The organism is Colwellia sp. Bg11-28, assembly GCF_002836245.1.
GTDB classification, from domain to species: domain Bacteria; phylum Pseudomonadota; class Gammaproteobacteria; order Enterobacterales; family Alteromonadaceae; genus Colwellia; species Colwellia psychrerythraea_A.
On the sequence record NZ_PJBA01000018.1, the window covers coordinates 571,020 to 593,141 of the forward strand.

Sequence of the window (22,122 nt, forward strand, 5' to 3'; positions counted from 1 at the left end):
TTACCCATAATACATGAATTATTGTTGTTCACTATGTGAATATAATGGAATAAAATTCCACTATGTGGGATACAACAAAAATGGGGGTGTGTTTAATTTTAAGCGAAATTGAAATCAAACGGGATCTAAACTCAAAATGCTAATCCATCATAACAATCTTGCTAAAAGGCGACAGACAAAATCAGCATTGTAAGTTATAAAGCCCTTCTGTAGTTAAGTAACCATAAAAGGGCTTTATACCAATACCATTAAATTATTGCCCACTTGTGTTGGTTAAAATACTCCAAGGCAGCGTTGCTCTCAATCCCAATAACCTGCTATTGATCAATCAAGCACCTACCCTTGAATTACTTTTCCTACGCAATCAGCTCACAAACTTAATGGAATTGGTATTAGTTGTTTCAATTAACAGAGAATGTTTTAGTTAATTTCTTTGCCCTTAGCATGCTCAACCAGATCTTCTACAATAGTTTCTTCTTGTACAAGGCTCTCTTCTTCAAGCTGGGTTTGTGGAATAATTGCATTTAGTGCAATGGCGACTAAACCACATAAACTAATACCTGTTAAGCTAAAGTCATCATTGCCAATAGCCATGCCACCAATACCAAAGACTAACGTAGTTGAGACAATTACCAGATTACGTTGTTCAGCAAGGTCTACTTGAGCTTTTATTAGAATGTTCATACCTACACCTGCGATCGAACCAAAAAGCAGGATCAGGATACCGCCCATAACTGGTGCTGGAATGGTTTGCAGTGCAAGTCCAAACTTAGCAACAAATGCGAGGCCAATAGCAAAAGCGGCAGCCCAAAGCATGATCTTAGGGTTAAACATTTTAGTGAGCATTACCGCACCAGTAACTTCTGAATAGGTGGTGTTTGGCGGTCCACCGAATAACGAAGCTAGTGAAGTAGCTAGGCCATCACCTAATAGTGTGCGGTGTAAACCAGGACTTTTAGTGTAATCTTTACCGGTTACACTACCAATCGCGATGATATCACCGACGTGTTCAATTGCAGGTGCGATGGCTACAGGTAGCATGAAAAGAATAGCGGTTAAATTAAACTCTGGTGTTACAAAGTTAGGAATGGCGAACCATTCACTATTAGCAATGGCTTCTGTACTGACCATGCCCATAACTGACGCCATGATATAGCCAACAAACACTCCAGCCATAATTGGAATTAAACGGAAAATGCCTTTACCTAATGTCGCAACCAATAATGTGGTTATTAATGCCGACATAGAAACAATTAGTGAGTCAGCATAAGGGAACAGCACAGCTGAGCCATCACCAGCTTTACCCATAGCCATATTTACTGCGATCGGCGCAAGACTGAGTCCAATAACCATAATGATAGGACCTGTTACTACCGGAGGCATTAGCTTATGTAAAAAACCAGCACCACGAACGGCAACGACGCTGGCAATCAGTACATAGACTAAGCCAGTTACGAATAAAGAGCCCATAGCTACTGCAATACCCCAGGTTTGGACTGAGTAGGCTATTGGCGCAATAAATACAAACGAAGATGCCAAAAATAATGGCACTTGCTGCTTGGTAATAAACTGAAATAGAATAGTACCAATACCTGCTGTAAATAAGGCGACACTTGGGTCTAACCCTGTGATTAACGGCATTAATACCAATGCGCCAAAAGCGACGAACAGCATTTGCAACCCAGCAAGGGCATTACGCCAAGAAGGTTGGTTGAAGCTACTTTTATCTAAAGAAGGTTCTGACATAAAACGTCCTATTAAGTGGTTTTATTATTAAATTCATTCGCGACTATTGACTAGCTTTATTTGGTGCCAAATATTTTATCGCCTGCATCCCCAAGACCAGGAATGATATAACCACTCTCGTTCAAATGATCATCTATCGATGCGGTATAGATATCTACATCTGGGTGAGCACTTTTAACCTTCTCAATGCCTTCTGGTGCAGCGACTAATACTAAAGCACGAATGTCATTACAACCTGCTTTTTTTAATATGTCGATGGTCGCATTCATTGAACCGCCAGTCGCTAACATCGGGTCGATAATTAAGGCGAGGCGCTGATCTATATCACCAGCTAACTTTTCGAAATAAGTAACGGGCTCAAGCGTTTCTTCATCACGATAAAGACCCACGACACTAATTTTTGCACTAGGCATTAGCTCTAATACACCGTCCAACATGCCGATGCCAGCACGTAAAATTGGCACTACAGTCGCTTTTTTCCCAACTAGACGTTGACCGGTAATTTCACCATCCCAACCTTCCATTTGGAAGTTTTCCAATTCAAGATCTTTAGTCGCTTCGTAAGTTAATAAGGAGCCGACTTCTGCTGATAATTGACGAAAGCTGCGCGTACTCATGTCTTTGGCGCGCATTAGGCTAATTTTGTGTTGTACTAGAGGGTGTTTTATTTCAAATACTGACATGCTTTATAATCCAATGAAAAAATTTTGCTTATTTTCACATAAATTGATCGGATATTGGAGAGATTTTAACTATATTTCTCTACTTAGTCAGCAAGATCAAAGAAAATGAGTTGTGGTAATTACTAACGAGAAAATTATTTCTCGCTAGTAAAAATTGTAGTCAACTTTTTGTAGTAACGTCACCGTTAATCAACATCAATATTAAGTAAGTTCGCTGGAGAAAACTGATCCGTTAGTACTGGACTATCATCGGGCCAGTCTTGATGTGTAGCAGTTGATTTTATATTTTTATAAAGTTGCTTTACCTCGACACCAATGGCGAGTAATTTAATCGCTAACTGAGTGATACTTTCGCTTTGCTCTGCAGCCGCTAGCTCTTTGTAAAGGTTTTCATCAAGTCCACTATTACGGGCTAATATTATTCGATTACTATTATCAGGATTACTCACTTGATAATAGTCACCAAAAACAGCTTTATATGTTGCTGATTCATATCTATATAACTGACTAGAAGAGAAGGTATTAGCTGTGAGTATACCTTGGGGAGAAAGCAAACGTTTAGTTTCTTCTAGATACTCTTTGGTCATTAAATGCTCTGGAATATAATCACCGTTAAAAGCATCAAGTATAATCCAATCGTACTCTTGCTTCTTTAATAGTGCTCTTTTGACAAAAACTCTCCCGTCTTGACTATAGGTTTTTATTTGATCATTTTCTAAAAAACCAAAGTATTGTCGAGCTACTTTAATAACACTATCATCTATTTCGACATTATCAATATAACTATCAGGCAACAATTGGTGCAAGGTATTTGACATTGTGCCGCCGCCTAGACCAATGATCAAAATATGCTTGGGCTCAGGATTAACCAATAAACCTGTGAGTAATTGTTTAGTATAATTGAACACTAATTGTTGTGGCTGGCTCTTAAGAAGACAACTTTGCCGCGTTTTAGTACTCTTAACATTAAATTTTAAACAACGTAAATCGCCATTATCTTCCACGAGAATATTTCGATATAAAGAGCGCTCACTGTGAATAACTTCAGCCTTTGCATTATTGACACAAACTACCAACAAAAAACAAAGGCCGTAGATAAGCTTACCTGCTGAATTAAGCATGACTAATATCTCGTTGTGCTTTCGATTTAAATAAATTTTCGTTCGCTTTTGCAACCACAATCGTGATGAAACCTAATAAACTAAGTAACAGACTAATACTTACCACAATCGTATCTATATCAAACCACAAGACTAAGTAAAAAGAAGTAATAATGGTACCTATAGCACTACCTAAAGTAGAAACGAAATATAGCTTTCCGGCAACTTGACCACTTTCATTAGAGTTTCTTACCAACAATCTTACCGAGTAAGGGGATAACATACCTAAAATAATCGTTGGAATAAAAAAGAGTGCTGTTGAGGCTAATAAAGACCCATAACGAGAATCCTCTATCGCTAAGAAAATACTTTCCATTAACCAAGTGCTTGATGTGACTATTGGAAGCAAGGTGAGACCAGCAATAATGAAAATAGCACCATAGCGGGTAAGTGATGCAGAGCGAGTGGATAGCTTACCGCCAAATAAATAACCTAACGCTAAACTGAGCATAAACACTGTGATGATGCTGCCCCATATATGGACACTGCTGCCAAAAAACGGCGCAAGAATCCGTCCTGCTAGCAGCTCAATACACATTATGGAAAAGCCACTAGTAAAAGCGAGAAAATAAATAAAAAGGTTATTGTAATTAATAGAATTTTTGGATTCTTGCATGCTTTATATAATTTTTATTATGTAAATTTATATAAGCACTGTAAATTATTTTTCTGATTTTGGGTAGTAAGCAACACTATATAGCTAATAATACGTTGTTCTTTTCTGTATTATTTCAGATGTTAATTAGCAAGTTGGCTTCACAAAAATATAACAAGTAGCTCTTTCCGAACTGATGAAAATCATGAAATAAGATAAAATCATCATGATGAAAAGAGCATCATACTTGTAGTAATAAAGCTCTTATACCACTTATTAACGACCCCAAATAATTGCCTTTCGTTATTTCAATGAACCGTGGGAGTCATCATGATATTCAGTCATCTCAAAGTGTCATAAGCTATAATCATGGCGAATTTCAATGGATATATGTGAAAGCTGCGGCAAAATTTCCCTTAAAATACCTTCATATTCATCTGAATTAAGCGGTTGCGCAGAAGTTACTTTAAGAATTGCAGCTTGGTGAGCAGTCGCTATTGTCCAAACATGTATATCGTTAATTACTGTATTTTTTTTGCTCAATGCCTTTGAAATTTGTTCTAACGTTGATTTTTTTACCGATTTATCGAGAAGAACATTACTAGAATCCTTAATTAAACCATATGACCAACGTAAGATTACGATAGCGCCAACAATCCCCATTAAAGGATCCATCCATATTAAGCCGACATATTTTCCTACTAATAAAGCAACAATAGCTAATAACGACGTGAGTGTATCCGCAAGCACATGAAAGTAGGCTGCTTTCATGTTGTGGTCGTGATCATGATGGTGCTCTCCATGATGATGGTCATCATGTAGGATAAAAACAGAGGCAACATTTACAACTAAACCTATAATGGCAACAACGATTGCTTCGTTAAAATGAATTGATTGTGGTTCTAATAGCCTTTGAACCGACTCAACGATCATCATCAAAGCGACTATTGCTAATGCAATTGCACTGGCAAAACCACCTAAAGAATTGACCTTACCAGTACCAAAGCTGAAATCCTTATTGTTTGCATGTTTTTTTGCATAAGAATAAGCGAAAATAGCAATTAAAAATGCTGCGGAATGAGTGCCCATATGCCAACCATCAGCGAGAAGGGCCATAGAGCCCGACCAAGTACCAGCGCCGATTTCAAGCACCATGATCACTGTGGTTAACCAGAAAACAGTTTTAACTTTATTTTCATGAAGTTTATTATCAAGACCGAAATCATGAGAATGCTCCCATTGAATACTACTATCATTTTCCATTGAACTTCCTAAACTTATTACTTTACATTACTTAGAAATAGCATATATTTTAAATATAAAATATACTACCCCCCTGTATATTTATTTTCAAGTAAAGGAAGAAGATGTCACATACCATAGCAAGTAAAAATAAGTTGCTCAGTCGCGTTAGACGGATAAAAGGTCAGTCTATTGCTTTAGAAAATGTTTTAGAGGGTGAGCCAGACTGCATGGCTGTTTTACAACAGGTAGCGGCGATTAAAGGCGCTGTTACTGGACTGATGAAAGAAGTATTAGAAGGTCACTTGAGAGAACATTTAGGTGCCGATGATTTGACTCAAGAAGAAAGAGCAGAAGAAGTTGAGCAAGTTATTACTGTTCTAAAGAGTTATCTAAAATAAAAGGAGCGATGGCGAATTTCATTTTCTCTTCGAGACGGGTTATCAATAAAAAGTGTGGATGTTTACCTTTTATTCAACCTTATGCATTAATGTTAATGTGAAAAGTAGTGCTTAACGTTATTTAGCGTTCACCAAAAGATTCTGCCAATGTTTTACGCAAAGGTTTCAGTAAATAATTCAACACTGTACGGTCACTTGTTTTAATATCAATCTGAGCTGTCATACCCGGTAAAATATCTAAAACCTTACCCGAAGTCGTTGTCACAGGGTTTGTTTTTGTTGAAACGTGTACCCGATAATAAATCTCTTCACCTTGGCCTTTTTCTTCTTTTAAGGTGTCAGCACTAACATAAACGACCTCACCAATAACACCGCCATAAATAGTGTAATCGAACGGGTCAAAACGTATAGTGGCATTAAGTCCTTTACGCACTTGAGCAATATCTGCAGGACTAATTTTCGCTTCAAGAATTAACTCATCACCCACAGGAATTATTTGCATCAACTCTTCCCCTGCGCGCAAGACTCCGCCGATGGTCGTTACGCGCACATTTTTCACTATGCCTGGTAATAATGCCTTAAAAATACTATCTTCTAATTGTTGTTTACGTTGCGTTAAAACTTGTACATTTTGTGCAATTTCATCTTCAGCTTTTGCTAACTCTGCCCCTGCATCTTCAAGGTAAGTATTTTTTCTATTCAATAATTTGGCTTCACTGTCATTCAAGCTTCTAGCGGCTCTAATAACTTCGGTACGATTCACATCACCTGACGCTGATAATTTTTTAATCAATTCAGACTCTTCTCGCGCTAAATCCACCCCCTTTTTTAAAGCCTTTAACTCTTCAGCTAAGGTGGTACTTTTTTGCTCAAATAAAGCACGTTCAACCTTTATCTGCTCAGGAAAGCGCAGTAAATCATCAGCAAAAACTAACGTTTTATTGCCAAGAATTTCTGCACGCAATCGCGTTGCTTTTGCTCTTAATGCAGAAAGGCGAGCATCAACCTCTTTCACTGCAGCGCCAATACGCGTGGTATCTAATGTCGCAATTACCTGCCCTTTAGTAACACTATCCCCTTCTTTTACATATAAATTGGAAATCACTCCCCCATCAACTGATTGAATAATTTGCACACGGCTACTAGCAATCACTTCGCCTGTACCTCGTGCCACTTGGTCAAGTCGAAAGTTTGAAGCCCACAGCACAAAAACAACCAGCCCGATCAATATCCCCCATAACACTAATGAATAGTTACGCAGGTAATAACTCTCTAAACGCGCAGTTGACTCTTGATTATCGTCATCATTGGAAAAAAAACTATCAAATAACATGATTGTCACCTTGATTCACATTAGCCGCGACAAAACCTTTTGGTGTGCGTAATGTTGGAGTATCTCTGCTTGAGACAGTTGCTTTATTTTTCGTAACATTAGACATGATTTTGGACAGAACATCCTCAGGTTTCCCATCATTGATTATCTCACCGTGCTGCATCACAATAACGCGATTCGCCATCTTCGCCGCTAAAGCAGGGCGATGAGTTGAAATAATTAAAATATCATCGGTTTTAACATTGTCTAGCAATGCCTGTAATACTTTTTGTTCCGATTCGTTATCTAAAGTCGCTGTAGGCTCATCCAACAACCATATTTTAGGTTGTGCTAAAAAGGTTCTACCAAGACCAACCAGCTGACGTTGACCACCAGATAATCCTTCTCCACCTTCACTAATGGCTAATTCCATACCTAACGAATCATCCGCAGCAATTTTATCTATACCAAGTTGCTCAGATACCTGTAACAAGTGAGAGTCACTTACCGCGCCAGATAATGCTAAATTGCTACGTAAAGTTCCTTTAAATAAATGCACACTTTGGGGTAAGTAACTGACCTGATCAGCGACAATATTGGGCTCTATTTCCCATAAGTCAGCCTGACCCAATTTAATTCTGCCTTCCGCAGGTTTATATAAACCTGCTAACACTTTAAGTAAGGTCGATTTACCTGATCCTATCGCGCCGAGCAATACAACACGATCACCCGCAGTAAAGGTTAATTTATTAATATTTAATTGCCGTATAGGTGATTCAGGATAGGAAAACATTATCCCGTCTAAACTGATTTTTTTAGGTAACTCATCAGGTAATAATAAATTTTGATCTACGCGGCGCTCCGTGTTCAATAATAATACCTGATTCACCATTTCTAATGCTTGCGCAACATTTTGCCACTGCGAAAAATACTGCACACTTTGTGCAACAGGGGCAATAACACGGCCACCTAAAATACTACAAGCAATCAAGGCCCCCATGGTTAAATTACCTGCTTCAATTTGGCCAACACCAACAACAATAGCACTGATATAAGCAGCAGTAGATAAACTGCCTGTACTAACAGTGGCAAAATTACTGATCGCTTTTTGGCGTATATTATAGCTCGAAATAGTTTGCGTTATCTCTTGCCATTGTGCTGAAAAACGCCATGTTGCATTATTCGCCCGAATAGATTCAGCGCCTTTAATAGCATCAACTAATAACCCTTGACGTTCATTAGAGCGCATCATTTGCTGTTTAAGTAATCGGCGTAATCGTCTTTGTGTCATCCAGCCTAAAGTTAGTGCTATAGGTAATAACATCAGATAAACCCAGCCAATATGGCCGCCAATAAGTGCAATCATACCAATAAAAAATAAGGCGAAAGGTAGGTCTACTAAAGCAAAAACAACCCCTGAACTAAAGAATTGCCTGACCGAATCTAAACCACTCACTTGCGCGGCCAGTGTACCCAAACTACGAGGGCGCTCATCTAACTGCAAATGCATCACATGGTCAAATACTTGTTGTGATACCGCTTTATCTACCGCACAACTCACACTGTCTAAGGTACGTGCACGGATTGTTTTTAAAAACCAATCCAGTACAACGACAATAAACATCCCCATGACTAAGGTAGTTAAAGTGGCATACGCTAAAGTTGGAACCACTCGATCATAAACTTGCATTGCAAAAATAGCCGTTGATACCGCCAAAACATTAATAATAACCGTGGCAACGATAATATCGATTAACCAACGACGATTTTTAAACATTTTACTAAATACAAGTCTAGCGGCAATATTACCCTTTAATGAAAAAATGGAGCTTTGCTCACTTTTTTTTGCGACGCGCAGCCACAAGACAATGCCCGTTTCGAGTTGCTCGTGTGTGCAATGCTCGCTCTCACCTGCCTCATTCGTCACTAATAACTTATTCTCTTTTGCATGTTCAACCAATATCCAGCCCGAGTGCGTAAAAAGCATGGCCGGTAATCGACGTTGATCAAAACGCGTCCACCTGACTTGGGCTGCTTGTATGCCTTTTAATTTTAATGCATTGAAAACAAAGTACAGTCGTTTAATCACCGGCGCTTGTGGCAATTGCGTTTCAGCCTGCTGACAAGCGTTAACTAAAGCACCTGTTTGCACCGAAGTCTCTAACTTATCCAATAAATTTTTTAACACGTTAACAGGCAGCGCTTGTTGTAATAAAGCCTGCTCTAACGTTAATTCATCGACTACATCGGGTGCAGCAGTTTGTGGGGATGCGTTTTCTACAGTTTGCTGTTCTGCGATATGATTACTGTTCATAATGCTTTAATCCTGCGGGATCATCCAAGGTTCCCATTAAGGTCAATAACTGTAACGACAACTGTTGCCAATCACTTGCTATCTGTACGAGTTGTAAACGTAACTCTGTTAGCTCGCGTTGGTTATTAAGTACTTCTACCCATGATTTACGTCCTGAATTATATTGGCGTAAAAACGATGCCATCGTCGCTTCAACTTCATCTACTATATCTTTTTGTGAACGCATTAAGTCTCGCTGCACGCCCCTATTAATCATTAACACATTAACTTGGCGCCTAACATCATTCAAGGCAGATTTCACCTCTTCATCTGCGGCATTTAAACGCGCAGCAGCGGCGTTTACACGCCCTGCACTTACTAAGCCAAGTCCTTCCATATTACTTTCAAATACTAAGCCAGCCCGAGTTTGGTCGACATTTATATCGTTATCTAAAAAATCATACTCAACACGAAAAGAAATGGTCGGCAGTGATGCCACTTTTTCCTGTTTTAAATTTAAACGCACCACCTTAAGTTGCTCACGCTTATAGCGAATATTTGCATCATTTTTCATTACTAATTTATTAACCACCAAACGATCGGGCAAACCTAATAAACTATCATCAATAGCGCCTTCCGTTGAAACCCGTATTTGTGTTAATGCCTGTAACTCAGCTTGAGCCACTAATTCCTCACCCATAATACGTTGTAATCTTGAACGGGCTTGCAGTAAACGCGAGTAAGCTAAGCGGGTATCGGCATTAGAGGCTAACTGACCTTGTTGACGACGAGAAATGCGACCATGTAAGTTTTCATGTTCCTTAATATTCTGTTTTGCCACGGTAATACGTAGTTTAATCCCTTGTATTTTAGCGTAAATTTTTGCGGTATCGCTTATCAACTCACGCTGATTTTGTATTAAGCCCCATTGCTCAGCGGTATAATTGGCGGTCGCTTCATCAATCGCCGTATCTATTTTACCAAAGGCCCACAGTGGTTGATTTAAGCGTAGTGTTCCTTGGTCTGCATCATTATTTAAATTGTTAGCCTGTGCAGACAGCGTGGGGTAGCGTCTCGCTTTTGCACTGTCTATATCCGCCTCATACGAATTAAGAGCCGCTTGTTGGCCCTTTAATGCTGGGTTATGAATGATAACCGCTTGTAACGCGTTTAAAAAATCACGTGGTAAGGTTCGCTTTTTAAGTTGTGTAAAATCCCCCTGTTTAAATAGCGTAACTGATGACATAGTCGAAGTATTATCCTCTATATTAGGAGTATACTGGGCCTGAAACTCTGCTGCCTCTATTGCCATTGATACCAGTACGATTAACGACAACATGAGTAATGACAAGCTAGGCATAGATAAGGAATACCTGCGACTTAACCTGCCATTAGTTGTCCATACTTTTTGCATTTTTTTTTGCATTAAATATTAAGCCTCTGTTCGATTAATAAACACCTCAAGTCTGAATAGTAAGACGTAGTTGTGCTATTTTTTATTGAGAAACTGTCGTTTTCGTCGTAAAAGCATCACTGGTGAAATGTTCATCATAGGTAACGGCATTATTGGCATCACTGGCAGTCGTTCGTTGGTTACCTTTCTTAAACGCCGCTATTTTATTGGTTTCACCTTCTTGCTCGTATGCTTTCAATAAGTTTTGTCGCCATTCTTTTTGCCAAGGACAGCTAGCAACTGCTTTTTCAAAGTGCCTAATACCATCTTGAGCATGGTTTTTAGTCAAATAAACCAGCCCGATCATATAATGACACGCTGCATGACCAGGGTTATGATGTAGCATCTTTTTAAAGCACATTTCAGCATCATCAAGCTTACCCTCTTTGTATAGTGCGACACCGTCAGTTAAAAAACCGGGCTCAGGCAAGGTGAGCAAATCAGTTATAGGGTGTGATACTATTTTTGCATTAGTACCTTTGATTAATGGTGTTAACCGAGTTTGATAACGCAGCCACTTACCTTTTGATGTTTTATAAATAGGTTGTCGTACCTGCCAAACACTGGCTGTTTTCACTGTACGTACTAACTCATTAAATTTAAGTACTTTGGGTTGCCAGTTTACGCCAATATAACTCAACATTTTACGGGCGCAGCCTTCTATGTCGTCAACGACATCTTCATAATTAATTTCTAGAATTTCATCAGGAAAGGTTTGCTGCCAATGATGCATTAACAGATTATGATCGGCTAATTGTTCTCCAATATGCTCTAGATCATAGGCAAAGCCCATACCGCCATGCTTAGCTTGATAATCAGTAAAATAATTCGACATAGCTATGTCGCGTGGGTCGCGACGTACTGAAATGATTTTAGCGTTGGGAAATAAAAATTTAATTAAACCAATATTTTCAAAATTATGCGGCATTTTATCCACCACATATTTTGATTCTGGCTTAGTTTCAGCGGCGAGTTCTTGTAATTCTTTTAACATATTATTGGCAATACCTGCGATGGTATCGGCATTAAAATCGTCAATACAATCGGGGTATTGTCGACCAGAGCCAGTGTGGCGTTCCCAGCGATTTATCCCTTGTATAACTTGCGGAATAACACCTAACTCACCGGCACCAAAAATATCACTGTGCCCGGATAATATTTGTTCAACCAAAGTAGTACCCGAGCGCGGCATGCCTAACACATATACCGGTATTGTTGATTCAATACCGTAGTTAGGACGATGCTGATACAAGGTTTTGTTAAAACAAGCACGTAATCTTGCACAGTCTTCGCGGTGTTTTTGAGCATTGTATGATAAAAACTTTTTACTGGCGTTATTAGCCTGTTCAGCAAATCTAAAGGCTTTATTATAGTCCTTCTTTTTTTCCCACGCGGCTGCTAATTGGAACAAAATACCGGCGCGCAACGAGCCTTCCATGCTAGGTTTATTGGCCGCGATAGCCATTTTATCTAAGGCTTCTACATCATCAGGAAAACGCCGGACATTAATTAGTGCCGAACACCCTTTCAGTGGGTCAATATCTTTAATACGTTCAAACAAGGCTACTGCTTCATCAATATTCCCCTGCTGCATTTGTTGCTGACCTAATCCTTGCAGTGCCGGTAAAAAATGGCTGTGCTCAGCCAAAATATCACGATAGAGCTTCTCTGAAACTTCAAAATTTTGCTCTTGGCATTCCACTTCAGCTAAAGCATTGTTTGCCTGTGCTTGTTTCATTTTAATCAACACTAAGGATTGTTCATCTGTAATCTCTAGCGCTTCTGCCAAACTGACAGCCCGTACTGCCGCTTTGCGTGCCTTTTTATCAAAACGGTGCAAGCAGGCTGTTGATAACTGCACCCAAAGGTCACTATTTCCTTCATCCTTTTTTAACGCTTTTTGCAGTAAACTAATCGCCTGCATAAAGTGCCCTTGTACCTGCGCTAGTTCAGCAAGTGCCATGCATAGCTCTACGTTATTGTTATACTGCTTTAAGTATTCACGTAGAATATTCGTTGCTTGTTGATGAAAATTTTTTTCCGCTAACACTTGGCTATAGCTTCTAACGTATTGTACTAATACGGCTTCATCATAGTCACCCGCTTGTTGTCGCACACTTAACTGAGTAAGCCATTCTTCAGCAGGGCAAAATAAACCTTGTACTACCCATAGTTGTAATTGCGTAGTGTTCAGTTGAAACCAATATTGCTGGTAAAGCGGATCACCGACCTTATGATAATTAACTAACACTTCTGTTGCGCTATCGAGCTGTTTTTGTGCCTGGTTGAGCTCATTTTGTGCAATATATACGGCCACTAAATTGCGGTGTACGATGAAGCGCTCAGGAGTGATTATTAGTGATTTTTCAAAAAAGTGTTGTGCTTCAGCTAAGCGACCAGAAGCTAAATAACAGTATGCTAAGCGTGCCAGAGCTAATGCATGGTTACCTTGTTCCATCAAGATATCACTTAACATTTTAATGGCGTCATCTATACGCTGCATCACAATTAACACCACAGCCAAATCACAGCGGGCATCGACATCAAGCACGTCAAAATGTTTAAGCGATTGTTGGTATAAGGCTTGGGTATTTTCTTTTAATCCCATATGGGCGTTAGCTGTAGCTAACAAGGGCAATACTGCTGGGTTGCCGCTGTCATACCAAAGTGATTGCGCTAATTCGAGCAAACTAGGGTATTGTTGATTTTCGGCAAGTTGTCGCAACAGAATTAATTCGTTCATCACTACTTCTTCATATTGTTATTAGTTAATTTCTAAGTGAATCAAGGTTTATTCACTTTTATTTAAGCACTATCCCAATAAAACCTTAATAGGACGAATGTATAAAGGCTTTGATTAGCTAAGTTATCAAATGAATGAACAAAGGTTTTATGCCGCTGCCCAGAGCCTAAAACATGATATAACAAAAATATGTCAGCATTACGAACACACTAAACAACGCTGTTTATCAAGCCAACGAACAATGTCGTTGGCGACAAATTATGATCAGTGTTGGTAACAATGGTAACTGGCAACCTTTACCGATGAAGCGCTACGCGAGACCTTGGCTGGTCATTATGCCTACTGGCATGGTATTAGTGTATAACTCGCCGCCTGCCCCAGCGTCTAGCTGCATATTAGGTACTATTCCGGTCCAAATATCAAAAGTGTCGCTTCCTCCGTCTACATTACGAAACAACGTCCCCTCCTGATTAATAACCACGACTGTCGTTGGACCAGCAGCCAATAGGTTTAATGCACTATTCGTTTCGGATACGGAAGTCACCGAAACGTTACCCGCTCCACCTTTTAAATCCAAGCCATTCCCGGCGATTATCACTCGGTCATCGCTGCCCAAATTATCCGCCCCCGACCATAAACCCCATGTCCCATTTGCACTGTTTTCATTAGTGAGTAAAGTACTAACACTCGAATCGACCTTAATGTAGATCGTATAAGTTGTATTACTGTCGAATGTTCGGCTTGAATGGTCCGATGAAGTCCCTCCGACTAAATCAAACACCACGACAGTTTCATTGACCACCACTGCAGTATCTATAGCGAAGTTATCTGATGTAACGGGGTCTGTTGGCACATTTCCTGCTAAATCAGCTATCCCCGTATTGACTACGGTTATAGTATTGCTCGTATCTGTGATCCCATCTGTTGGTGTAAATGTACCGGTCCATGTCACGCCGCTATCACTTGTACTAATTGCCGACAGTGTGCCGTTTGCACTCGTTAAATCAATGTCGTCGTTAGTAAAATTGGTTACCGCCTCACTAAAAGTAATTGTTAAAGTCGCCGTTTCACTTTTAGCTAAGTCTGTATCACTTAATACAACACTGTTAATAATCGGTGCGACTTCATCCAGATCATTAATATCAAGCGTGACGACTTGTTCACTACTGTTATTGCCGGTATCGGTCGCCACCACGATAAAGCTGTAATCGGCTTTGGTTTCATCATCCGGATTGGCCGTTAAGGTCACTGCTCCTGTACTGCTGTTGATGGTAAATAATGCGGCATCATCACCGGTTTTCAAGCTGTACACCGTTGCGCCTATAGCAACATCACCGCTATCGGTTGACGTGACCGTGTACACCACTTGACCAGCACCACTGTTTTCATCAATAGCGGTTGCTGTCGCCGCCGAGGTGATCGTCGGCGCGATTTCATCAAGATCGATAATATCGAGCGCTATCGCTTTTTCACTGCCGTTACCGGCATCATCAGTAGCCACCACGGTAAAATTGTAATTCGCTTTGCTTTCATCATTCGGATTGGCGGTTAAGGTCACCGCTCCCGAAGTGCTGTTGATGGTAAATAAGGCTGCGTCGTCAACGGCTTTTAAGCTATAAAGCGTTGCGCCAGTGGCAATATCACCGCTATCGGTTGACGTGACCGTGTATACTACTTGGCCAGCACCACTGTTTTCATCAATAGCTGTCGCGCTTGAAGCTGAAGTGATCGTTGGTGCAACTTCATCAAGATCAGTAATATCGAGCGTGATCGCTTTTTCGCTGCTGTTACCGGCACCATCACTTGCCACTACGGTAAAGTTGTAATCGGCTTTGCCTTCATCATCCGGATCGGCCGTTAAGGTCACCGCCCCGGTACTGCTGTTGATGGTAAATAAGGCCGCATCATCTCCACTTTTTAAGCTGTAGGTCGTTGCGCCGGTAGCAATATCACCATTGTCAGTTGACATGACCGTGTAAACCACTTGCCCAGCACCACTATTTTCATCAATAGCTGCCGCTATCGCCGCCGAGGTTATCGTCGGCGCGACTTCATCAAGATCAATAATATCAAGCGTGATCGCTTTTTCGCTGCTGTTACCGGCACCATCACTCGCCACCACAGTAAAGTTGTAATCAGCTTTGCTTTCATCATCCGGATCGGCCGTTAAGGTCACCGCCCCGGTACTGCTATTGATGGTAAATAAGGCCACATCATCCCCACTTTTTAAGCTGTAGGTCGTTGCGCCGGTAGCAATATCACCATTGTCAGTTGACGTGACCGTGTACACCACTTGGCCGGCGCCACTGTTTTCATCAAGTGCGGTCGCGCTTGAAGCTGAAGTAATAATTGGTCCAACTTCATCAAGATCGGTAATATCTAGCGTGATCGCTTTTTCGCTGCTGTTACCGGCACCATCACTTGCCACCACAGTAAAGTTGTAATCTGCTTTGCTTTCATCATCCGGGTTGGCCGTTAAGGTCACCGCCCCCGTACTGCTGTTGATGGTAAATAAGGCCGCATCATCTCCGGCTTTTAAGCTGTAGGTCGTTGCGCCGGTAGCAATATCACCATTGTCAGTTGACGTGACCGTGTATACCACTTGGCCGGCGCCACTGTTTTCATCAAGGGCTATCGCGCTTGAAGCTGAAGTGATTGTTGGTGCAACATCATCAAGATCAATAATATCAAGCGTGATCGCTTGCTCAGTGCTGTTACCAGCACCATCACTCGCGACCACAGTAAAGTTGTAATCGGCTTTGCTTTCATCATCTGGATTGGCCGTTAAGGTCACCGCCCCGGTACTGCTATTGATGGTAAATAAGGCCGCATCATCACTGGCTTTTAAGCTGTAAGCCGTTGCACCCGTGGCAATATCACCGCTATCGGTTGACGTGACCGTGTATACCACTTGGCCGGCGCCACTGTTTTCATCAAGGGCGGTCGCGCTTGAAGCTGAAGTGATCGTTGGTGCAACTTCATCAAGATCAGTAATATCGAGCGTGATCACTTTTTCGCTGCTGTTACCGGCACCATCACTTGCCACTACGGTAAAGTTGTAATCGGCTTTGCTTTCATCATCCGGATTGGCCGTTAAGGTCACCGCCCCCGAACTGCTGTTAATGGTAAATAAAGCTGCATCATCACCGGCTTTTAAGCTGTAAACCGTTACGCCCGTGGCAATATCACCGCTATCAGTTGACGTGACCGTATATACCACTTGGCCAGCACCACTGTTTTCATCAAGGGCGGTTGCTGTTGTCGCCGAGGTGATTGTTGGCGCGACATCATCAAGATCAGTAATATCAAGTGTGATCGCTTGCTCAGTGCTATTACCAGCGGCATCGCTCGCCACCACGGTAAAGTTGTAATCGGCTTTGCTTTCATCATCCGGATTGGCCGTTAAGGTCACCGCCCCGGTGCTGCTGTTGATGGTAAATAAGGCCGCATCATCTCCCGCTTTTAAGCTGTAAGCCGTTGCACCGGTAGCAATATCTCCGTTATCGGTTGACGTGACCGTATACACCACTTGACTGGCACCACTGTTTTCATCAATAGCTGCCGCTATCGACGCCGAGGTGATCGTCGGCGCGACTTCATCAAGATCGGTAATATCGAGCGTGATCGCTTGCTCACGGCTGTTACCGGCGGTATCAGTCGCCACCACAGTAAAGTTGTAATCGGCTCTGATTTCATCATCCGGATTGGCTGTTAAGGTCACCGCCCCGGTACTGCTATTGATGGTAAATAAGGCCGCATCATCACTGGTTTTTAAGCTGTAAGCCGTTGCGCCCGTGGCAATATCACCGCTATCGGTTGAGGTGACAGTGTAGACCACTTGGCCAGCACCACTGTTTTCATCAAGGGCGGTCGCGCTTGAAGCTGAAGTGATCGTTGGTGCAACTTCATCAAGATCGGTAATATCGAGCGTGATCACTTGCTCGCTGCTGTTACCAGCGGTATCAGTCGCCACCACGGTAAAGCTGTAATCGGCTTTGGTTTCATCATCCGGATTGGCAGTTAACGTCACCGCCCCGGTACTGCTGTTGATAGTAAATAAGGCTGCATCATCTCCCGCCTTTAAGCTGTAAGCCGTTACACCCGTGGCAATATCACCGCTATCGGTTGACGTGACCGTATACACCACTTGACCCACGCCGCTATTTTCATCTATAGCGGTTGCTGTCACCGACGAGGTTATCGTCGGCGCGACATCATCAAGATCGGTAATATCGAGCGTGATCGCTTGTTCAGTGCTGTTACCAGCACTATCACTTGCCACTACGGTAAAGTTGTAATCGGCTTTGGTTTCATCATCCGGATTGGCTATTAACGTCACCTCCCCGGTACCACTATTGATGGTAAATAAGGCTGCATCATCACCGATTTTTAAGCTGTAAGCCGTTGCGCCCGTAGCAATATCACCGCTATCGGTTGACGTGACCGTGTAGACCACTTGTCCGGCGCCACTGTTTTCATCAAGGGCTGCCGCTATCGCCATCGAGGTAATCGTCGGCGCAACTTCATCAAGATCGGTAATATCGAGTGTGATCGCTTGCTCAGTGCTGTTACCAGCACTATCACTTGCCACTACGGTAAAGTTGTAATCAGCTTTGGTTTCATCATCCGGATCGGCAGATAAAGTCACCGCCCCGGTACTGCTGTTGATGGTAAATAAGGCTGCATCATCACCGGTTTTTAAGCTGTAATCCGTGCTGCCCGAAGAAACATCATCGCTATCAGTTGACGTGACAGTGTATACCACTTGACCGGCACCACTGTTTTCATCAAGGGCGGTCGCGCTTGAAGCTGAGGTGATTGTTGGCGCAACATCATCAAGATCGATAATATCAAGCGTGATCGCTTGTTCTCTGCTGTTACCAGCGGCATCGCTCGCCAGCACGGTAAAGTTGTAATCGGCTTTGGTTTCATCATCCGGATCGGCCGTTAACGTCACTGCCCCGGTACTGCTGTTGATGGTAAATAGGGCCGCATCATCACCGGCTTTTAAGCTGTAAGACGTTGCGCCCGTGGTAATATCACTGCTATCAGTTGACGTGACTGTGTACACCACTTGTCCGGAGCCACTGTTTTCATCGATTGTGCTAGCCGTGCTTGCTGACGTAATCGTCGGCGCGACTTCATCAAGATCGGTAATATCGAACGTGACTGCTTGCTCACTAATGTTACCTGCCGGATCGCTCGCCACTAAGGTAAAATTGTAATCGGCTTTGCTTTCATAATCAGGATTTGCCGTTAAGATCACCGTCCCCGTACTACTGTTGATAGCAAATAAAGATGCATCATCACCCGTTAAGCTAAACCTGGCATTCTCATCATTAGTGACTGCTTGATAAACAACCTGGTGAGTACCACTGTTTTCATCTAAATCAGACGCAAGAGAGCTAGAATCAAAAACTGCGCTAGTGGTATCTACATTAATAAAGGCTGCCGGACTTATAACTTGTTCACTTATATGAGAGGTAACTGCAATACGTCCCTCACCGGCAGCATTAATAACTGAGCCAGGGACTAAAATGGTTGCTACGCCATCTATCAGCTCAGCACCACTAATTTCAACAATATGAAATTGGTTACCCCATTGGATAACAACCGAATCACCAATGTTTACATTGTCTACCTGAACAGCGACACCTGCTTCACTTTCGACTTTATTAACACTGCCCCGCTCCGTATCAATGACAGGAGGTTTAATCAATGCGGCGGCTAAGTCAGCCTTTTCAGCATTCACACCTGCTTCAAATGCCTCCAACCCATCCTGCAGTAATTCAAATCCAGACTTTGTAAAGGCCAACTCACCATCAGCCTGCGTTTCTATCTCGATTCTTATTTTATTAATGGTCACATCAATACTCAGCATTGATGTTGAATCACTCCCACCCGAGCTTGCTAATGCATTCTCTGTTCCTGATAACAATGCCAAAATATTACCATATTGCTCGGCGGCATTAAGGCCATCTGAACTGTCATAATCGTCATCTAAAATAGTTGTTACTGGGGCTAATATGTCTTCAACATCAAATAACTTGGAAACCTCAGCGTTTACTGCAACATTTTCTGTTGTTACTTTATTGTCTTCACCAATACCTGCCTGACGCGAAGCAAGCTCAGTTAAAGGAGTAATGCTCATAGTGACATCACCAAAGCCATCAGTGTGTCCCATTGCACGCAGTGACGAATCGCCTAAACTAACAAGTTTCCCAGTAGTTTCATCTATATAATCACCTTCACTACCATTGCTATCGACAACCTTAGCTAATAGTGGTCCTTGATAACCATTATCAATGGTGAAAACAACCGGTCCATCACTAAAATCATGCTCTTTATTTGCCAGTTCATTACCATCTTTATCATACAATGTAATAGTCGCAATTGACTTAAAAGGACCAGCTACTGGATCCAAGGTCACCTGGTAGCTTGGATAATCTTCATCATCACTATCCAACGCTACGGAGCCAAGCACACTAGCACCAAATAAGGCAACACCCCATGTTAAAGGGGACAGTCCTAAAAAATCATTATCCTCTTGTGCTTTTCGAACAATAGGTTCATTGCCCTCAGCGATCACTGGTTTATCCGTACTGCTGATACTCATCCCTTCAGCGGGCGTAAAACTACCATCCGCTGAGAAAGTCGCATTCATCGATTCACTATAAAAACCTTCAACTTGAGCAACAATTACGCCTTCTACCTCTACGGTTAAATCATCATCTTTACGCTTTAACACTAACTCTTGAGGAGCTTGTTGAGTTCCTTCTTTAACTACCGTATAAATTGCACCATTTAATGCGGTCAAAATCTGTAATTCGACCAAAGTAAATGTTTGACGTTCGCCATTTGCTAATTCAACAAGTAAAGTTAACTTTATCATTATATGCCCTTTAAAGCGGCTCTATAGCGTTCAATGTTGTAGGATTGAAATATCTGAATTAATCCATTATTGAATACTATGCTCAACGCATCTGTTTTTATTGTTTTACTGACTCCACTTTCAAGAAATCTACGCCAACCAAAATAACTGCTCACACAATGAAAATCGATCAGCAGATGATGAATGATGTCATGTTTTTTTAATAAATTTTTACAGGCGTGTGCGCCATCTGTGCAGAGAATTAAATATGTATTTACAATCTGTTCGAGTTTTTCAATTAAAGCGTCATTATTGTGTTTACCAAGCAGATAGTTTGCCGTTTTATCGCTTCGTTCTTTAACAGTGCGTGACTTTTTTTTATCTTTATCAGAGTACTTTTCGTCTTGTTTACTTCGTTTTCTGGGTATATATTTGAAGATATTTTGAGCACCTCCAAATGAGATTGAAAAGAACATCTCATCCGCTTCTGTTTTGTCACTGCCCTCATTAGATCTTGCTTCCGTTTGCGCAGTAAAAAGCCAATGTTCCCATCGAAAAATTGCAGTGCTAACGCAATGTGGAAAGCAAATTACTTCACCTTTAATATTTTCAATCATTGATTCAGTTTGAGTACGATTTAATTTAGCTTTAACCGCATCAAGCAACTCACGTTTTTGTGTGTCGGTAAGATTGAAAAGTGAATGAATAATTTGTCTAAATTCGTGGTTGTTCATAAGAAACCATCTCGTCTATATCAACGACATGGTATTAGTTTAGTAGAGACCTACAATTAACGCTAATAGCGTTTTTAAAATTGAAATAGAGGCAGGAGATCATAACTCGAGGTTAAATAACTATAAAAACAACCTAGGGTTAAAGCCAGAATTGAAGTGAAAATAGTAGAAAGTACGAGCCCTATCAAGGATAAAATTAACGAATAAAATTAATTACCTAAGCGGCCTTCAATTCATAAAAAAACCATGTTCTATAAGTACAATTAACAGTTAGAGACGTCGGATTTTTATATGATTATAGTTTTACTAGTGTTGATGGAAAGGTAGATGGTTATTTAATGGCCTAAACAAAGCCTCAAGAGATGGCTCAATATTTTCTAATATGAATAGTATTTGTCAGTTTAATAAAATGAAAGAGATAGATGCTTTATCGTACAAGGGCATTGGCAGTGTTTCACTTAAAAAATTAACACTTCAAAAGTGTGGAAATTAATCAGAACATTGAAAATAAGTGTAAGATATTTTAAGAGACACGTGAGTAATTTTTTAGGTCAGGGATAAATAGCAAAAATAAATTCCTACTAAACTCACAGGCAAACCTTGATTTGATTTTCATTGATTAGATTAATGATTGTTTACTGTGGATGTGCCTAGGAAAATGGTGGGCCTTCGCAGACTTGAACTGCGGACCTGCCGATTATGAGTCGGATGCTCTAACCAACTGAGCTAAAGGCCCATTTTCACATGTTTGGCCTGATATATTCTAATGCGTTTGTTAGTACAATTAAATGAGTGAACTAACAAAGCGGGTGCAGTATAAGCATTTTTTATTTTATTGTCACCTAATGAACTTTAAATAATCGTGTTTTTTTACTGACCGCTCATTTCT

The 22,122-nt window shown here is 41.2% G+C and carries 12 protein-coding genes and 1 tRNA gene; 1 reads left to right on the forward strand and 12 read right to left on the reverse strand.

The window, feature by feature from the left end:
* Nucleotides 1–420: 420 nt before the first annotated feature.
* The 5 genes from CXF79_RS19715 to dmeF form a co-directional block, all read right to left on the reverse strand.
* Nucleotides 421–1,746 (reverse strand): uracil-xanthine permease family protein, encoded by a 1,326-nt coding sequence (locus CXF79_RS19715; protein ID WP_011045049.1) that lies wholly within the window; start codon nucleotides 1,744–1,746, stop codon nucleotides 421–423.
* A gap of 56 nt (nucleotides 1,747–1,802) precedes the next feature.
* Entirely contained in the window at nucleotides 1,803–2,429 is a 627-nt protein-coding gene (upp, locus tag CXF79_RS19720; protein ID WP_011045050.1) for a uracil phosphoribosyltransferase, read from the reverse strand.
* Nucleotides 2,430–2,614: 185 nt separating this feature from the next.
* The gene (locus CXF79_RS19725) at nucleotides 2,615–3,550 is read right to left on the reverse strand and encodes a spermidine synthase (RefSeq protein ID WP_101157386.1); all 936 of its coding nucleotides are present in this window, start codon (nucleotides 3,548–3,550) and stop codon (nucleotides 2,615–2,617) included.
* Nucleotides 3,543–4,205, reverse strand: coding sequence for a fused MFS/spermidine synthase (locus CXF79_RS19730; protein WP_011045052.1), 663 nt, complete (start codon nucleotides 4,203–4,205; stop codon nucleotides 3,543–3,545). The genes CXF79_RS19725 and CXF79_RS19730 overlap by 8 nt, the downstream gene beginning before the upstream one ends.
* A 333-nt stretch (nucleotides 4,206–4,538) precedes the next feature.
* Entirely contained in the window at nucleotides 4,539–5,447 is a 909-nt protein-coding gene (dmeF, locus tag CXF79_RS19735; protein ID WP_101157388.1) for a CDF family Co(II)/Ni(II) efflux transporter DmeF, read from the reverse strand.
* 104 nt (nucleotides 5,448–5,551) lie between these two features.
* Here dmeF and CXF79_RS19740 point away from each other — a divergent pair, with 104 nt between their 5' ends.
* Nucleotides 5,552–5,827 (forward strand): metal/formaldehyde-sensitive transcriptional repressor, encoded by a 276-nt coding sequence (locus CXF79_RS19740; protein WP_101157390.1) that lies wholly within the window; start codon nucleotides 5,552–5,554, stop codon nucleotides 5,825–5,827.
* Between the two features lie 121 nt (nucleotides 5,828–5,948).
* Here CXF79_RS19740 and CXF79_RS19745 read toward each other — a convergent pair whose 3' ends face one another.
* The 7 genes from CXF79_RS19745 to CXF79_RS19775 form a co-directional block, all read right to left on the reverse strand.
* Entirely contained in the window at nucleotides 5,949–7,160 is a 1,212-nt protein-coding gene (locus CXF79_RS19745; RefSeq protein ID WP_011045055.1) for an HlyD family efflux transporter periplasmic adaptor subunit, read from the reverse strand.
* Nucleotides 7,150–9,453, reverse strand: a complete 2,304-nt coding sequence (locus tag CXF79_RS19750) for a peptidase domain-containing ABC transporter (protein ID WP_101157392.1) — start codon at nucleotides 9,451–9,453, stop codon at nucleotides 7,150–7,152. The genes CXF79_RS19745 and CXF79_RS19750 overlap by 11 nt, the downstream gene beginning before the upstream one ends.
* Entirely contained in the window at nucleotides 9,443–10,858 is a 1,416-nt protein-coding gene (locus CXF79_RS19755; RefSeq protein WP_101157394.1) for a TolC family protein, read from the reverse strand. The genes CXF79_RS19750 and CXF79_RS19755 overlap by 11 nt, the downstream gene beginning before the upstream one ends.
* 70 nt (nucleotides 10,859–10,928) lie before the next feature.
* Nucleotides 10,929–13,628 (reverse strand): tetratricopeptide repeat-containing sulfotransferase family protein, encoded by a 2,700-nt coding sequence (locus tag CXF79_RS19760; RefSeq protein ID WP_101157396.1) that lies wholly within the window; start codon nucleotides 13,626–13,628, stop codon nucleotides 10,929–10,931.
* A gap of 310 nt (nucleotides 13,629–13,938) precedes the next feature.
* Nucleotides 13,939–20,520, reverse strand: a complete 6,582-nt coding sequence (locus CXF79_RS19765) for a cadherin domain-containing protein (protein WP_101157398.1) — start codon at nucleotides 20,518–20,520, stop codon at nucleotides 13,939–13,941.
* On the reverse strand, nucleotides 20,520–21,233 hold the full coding sequence (locus CXF79_RS19770) for a hypothetical protein (RefSeq protein WP_101157401.1): 714 nt from the start codon (nucleotides 21,231–21,233) through the stop codon (nucleotides 20,520–20,522). Before CXF79_RS19770 ends, CXF79_RS19765 begins: the two co-directional genes overlap by 1 nt.
* Nucleotides 21,234–21,892: 659 nt before the next feature.
* Nucleotides 21,893–21,969, reverse strand: a tRNA-Ile gene (locus tag CXF79_RS19775).
* Nucleotides 21,970–22,122 lie beyond the last annotated feature (153 nt).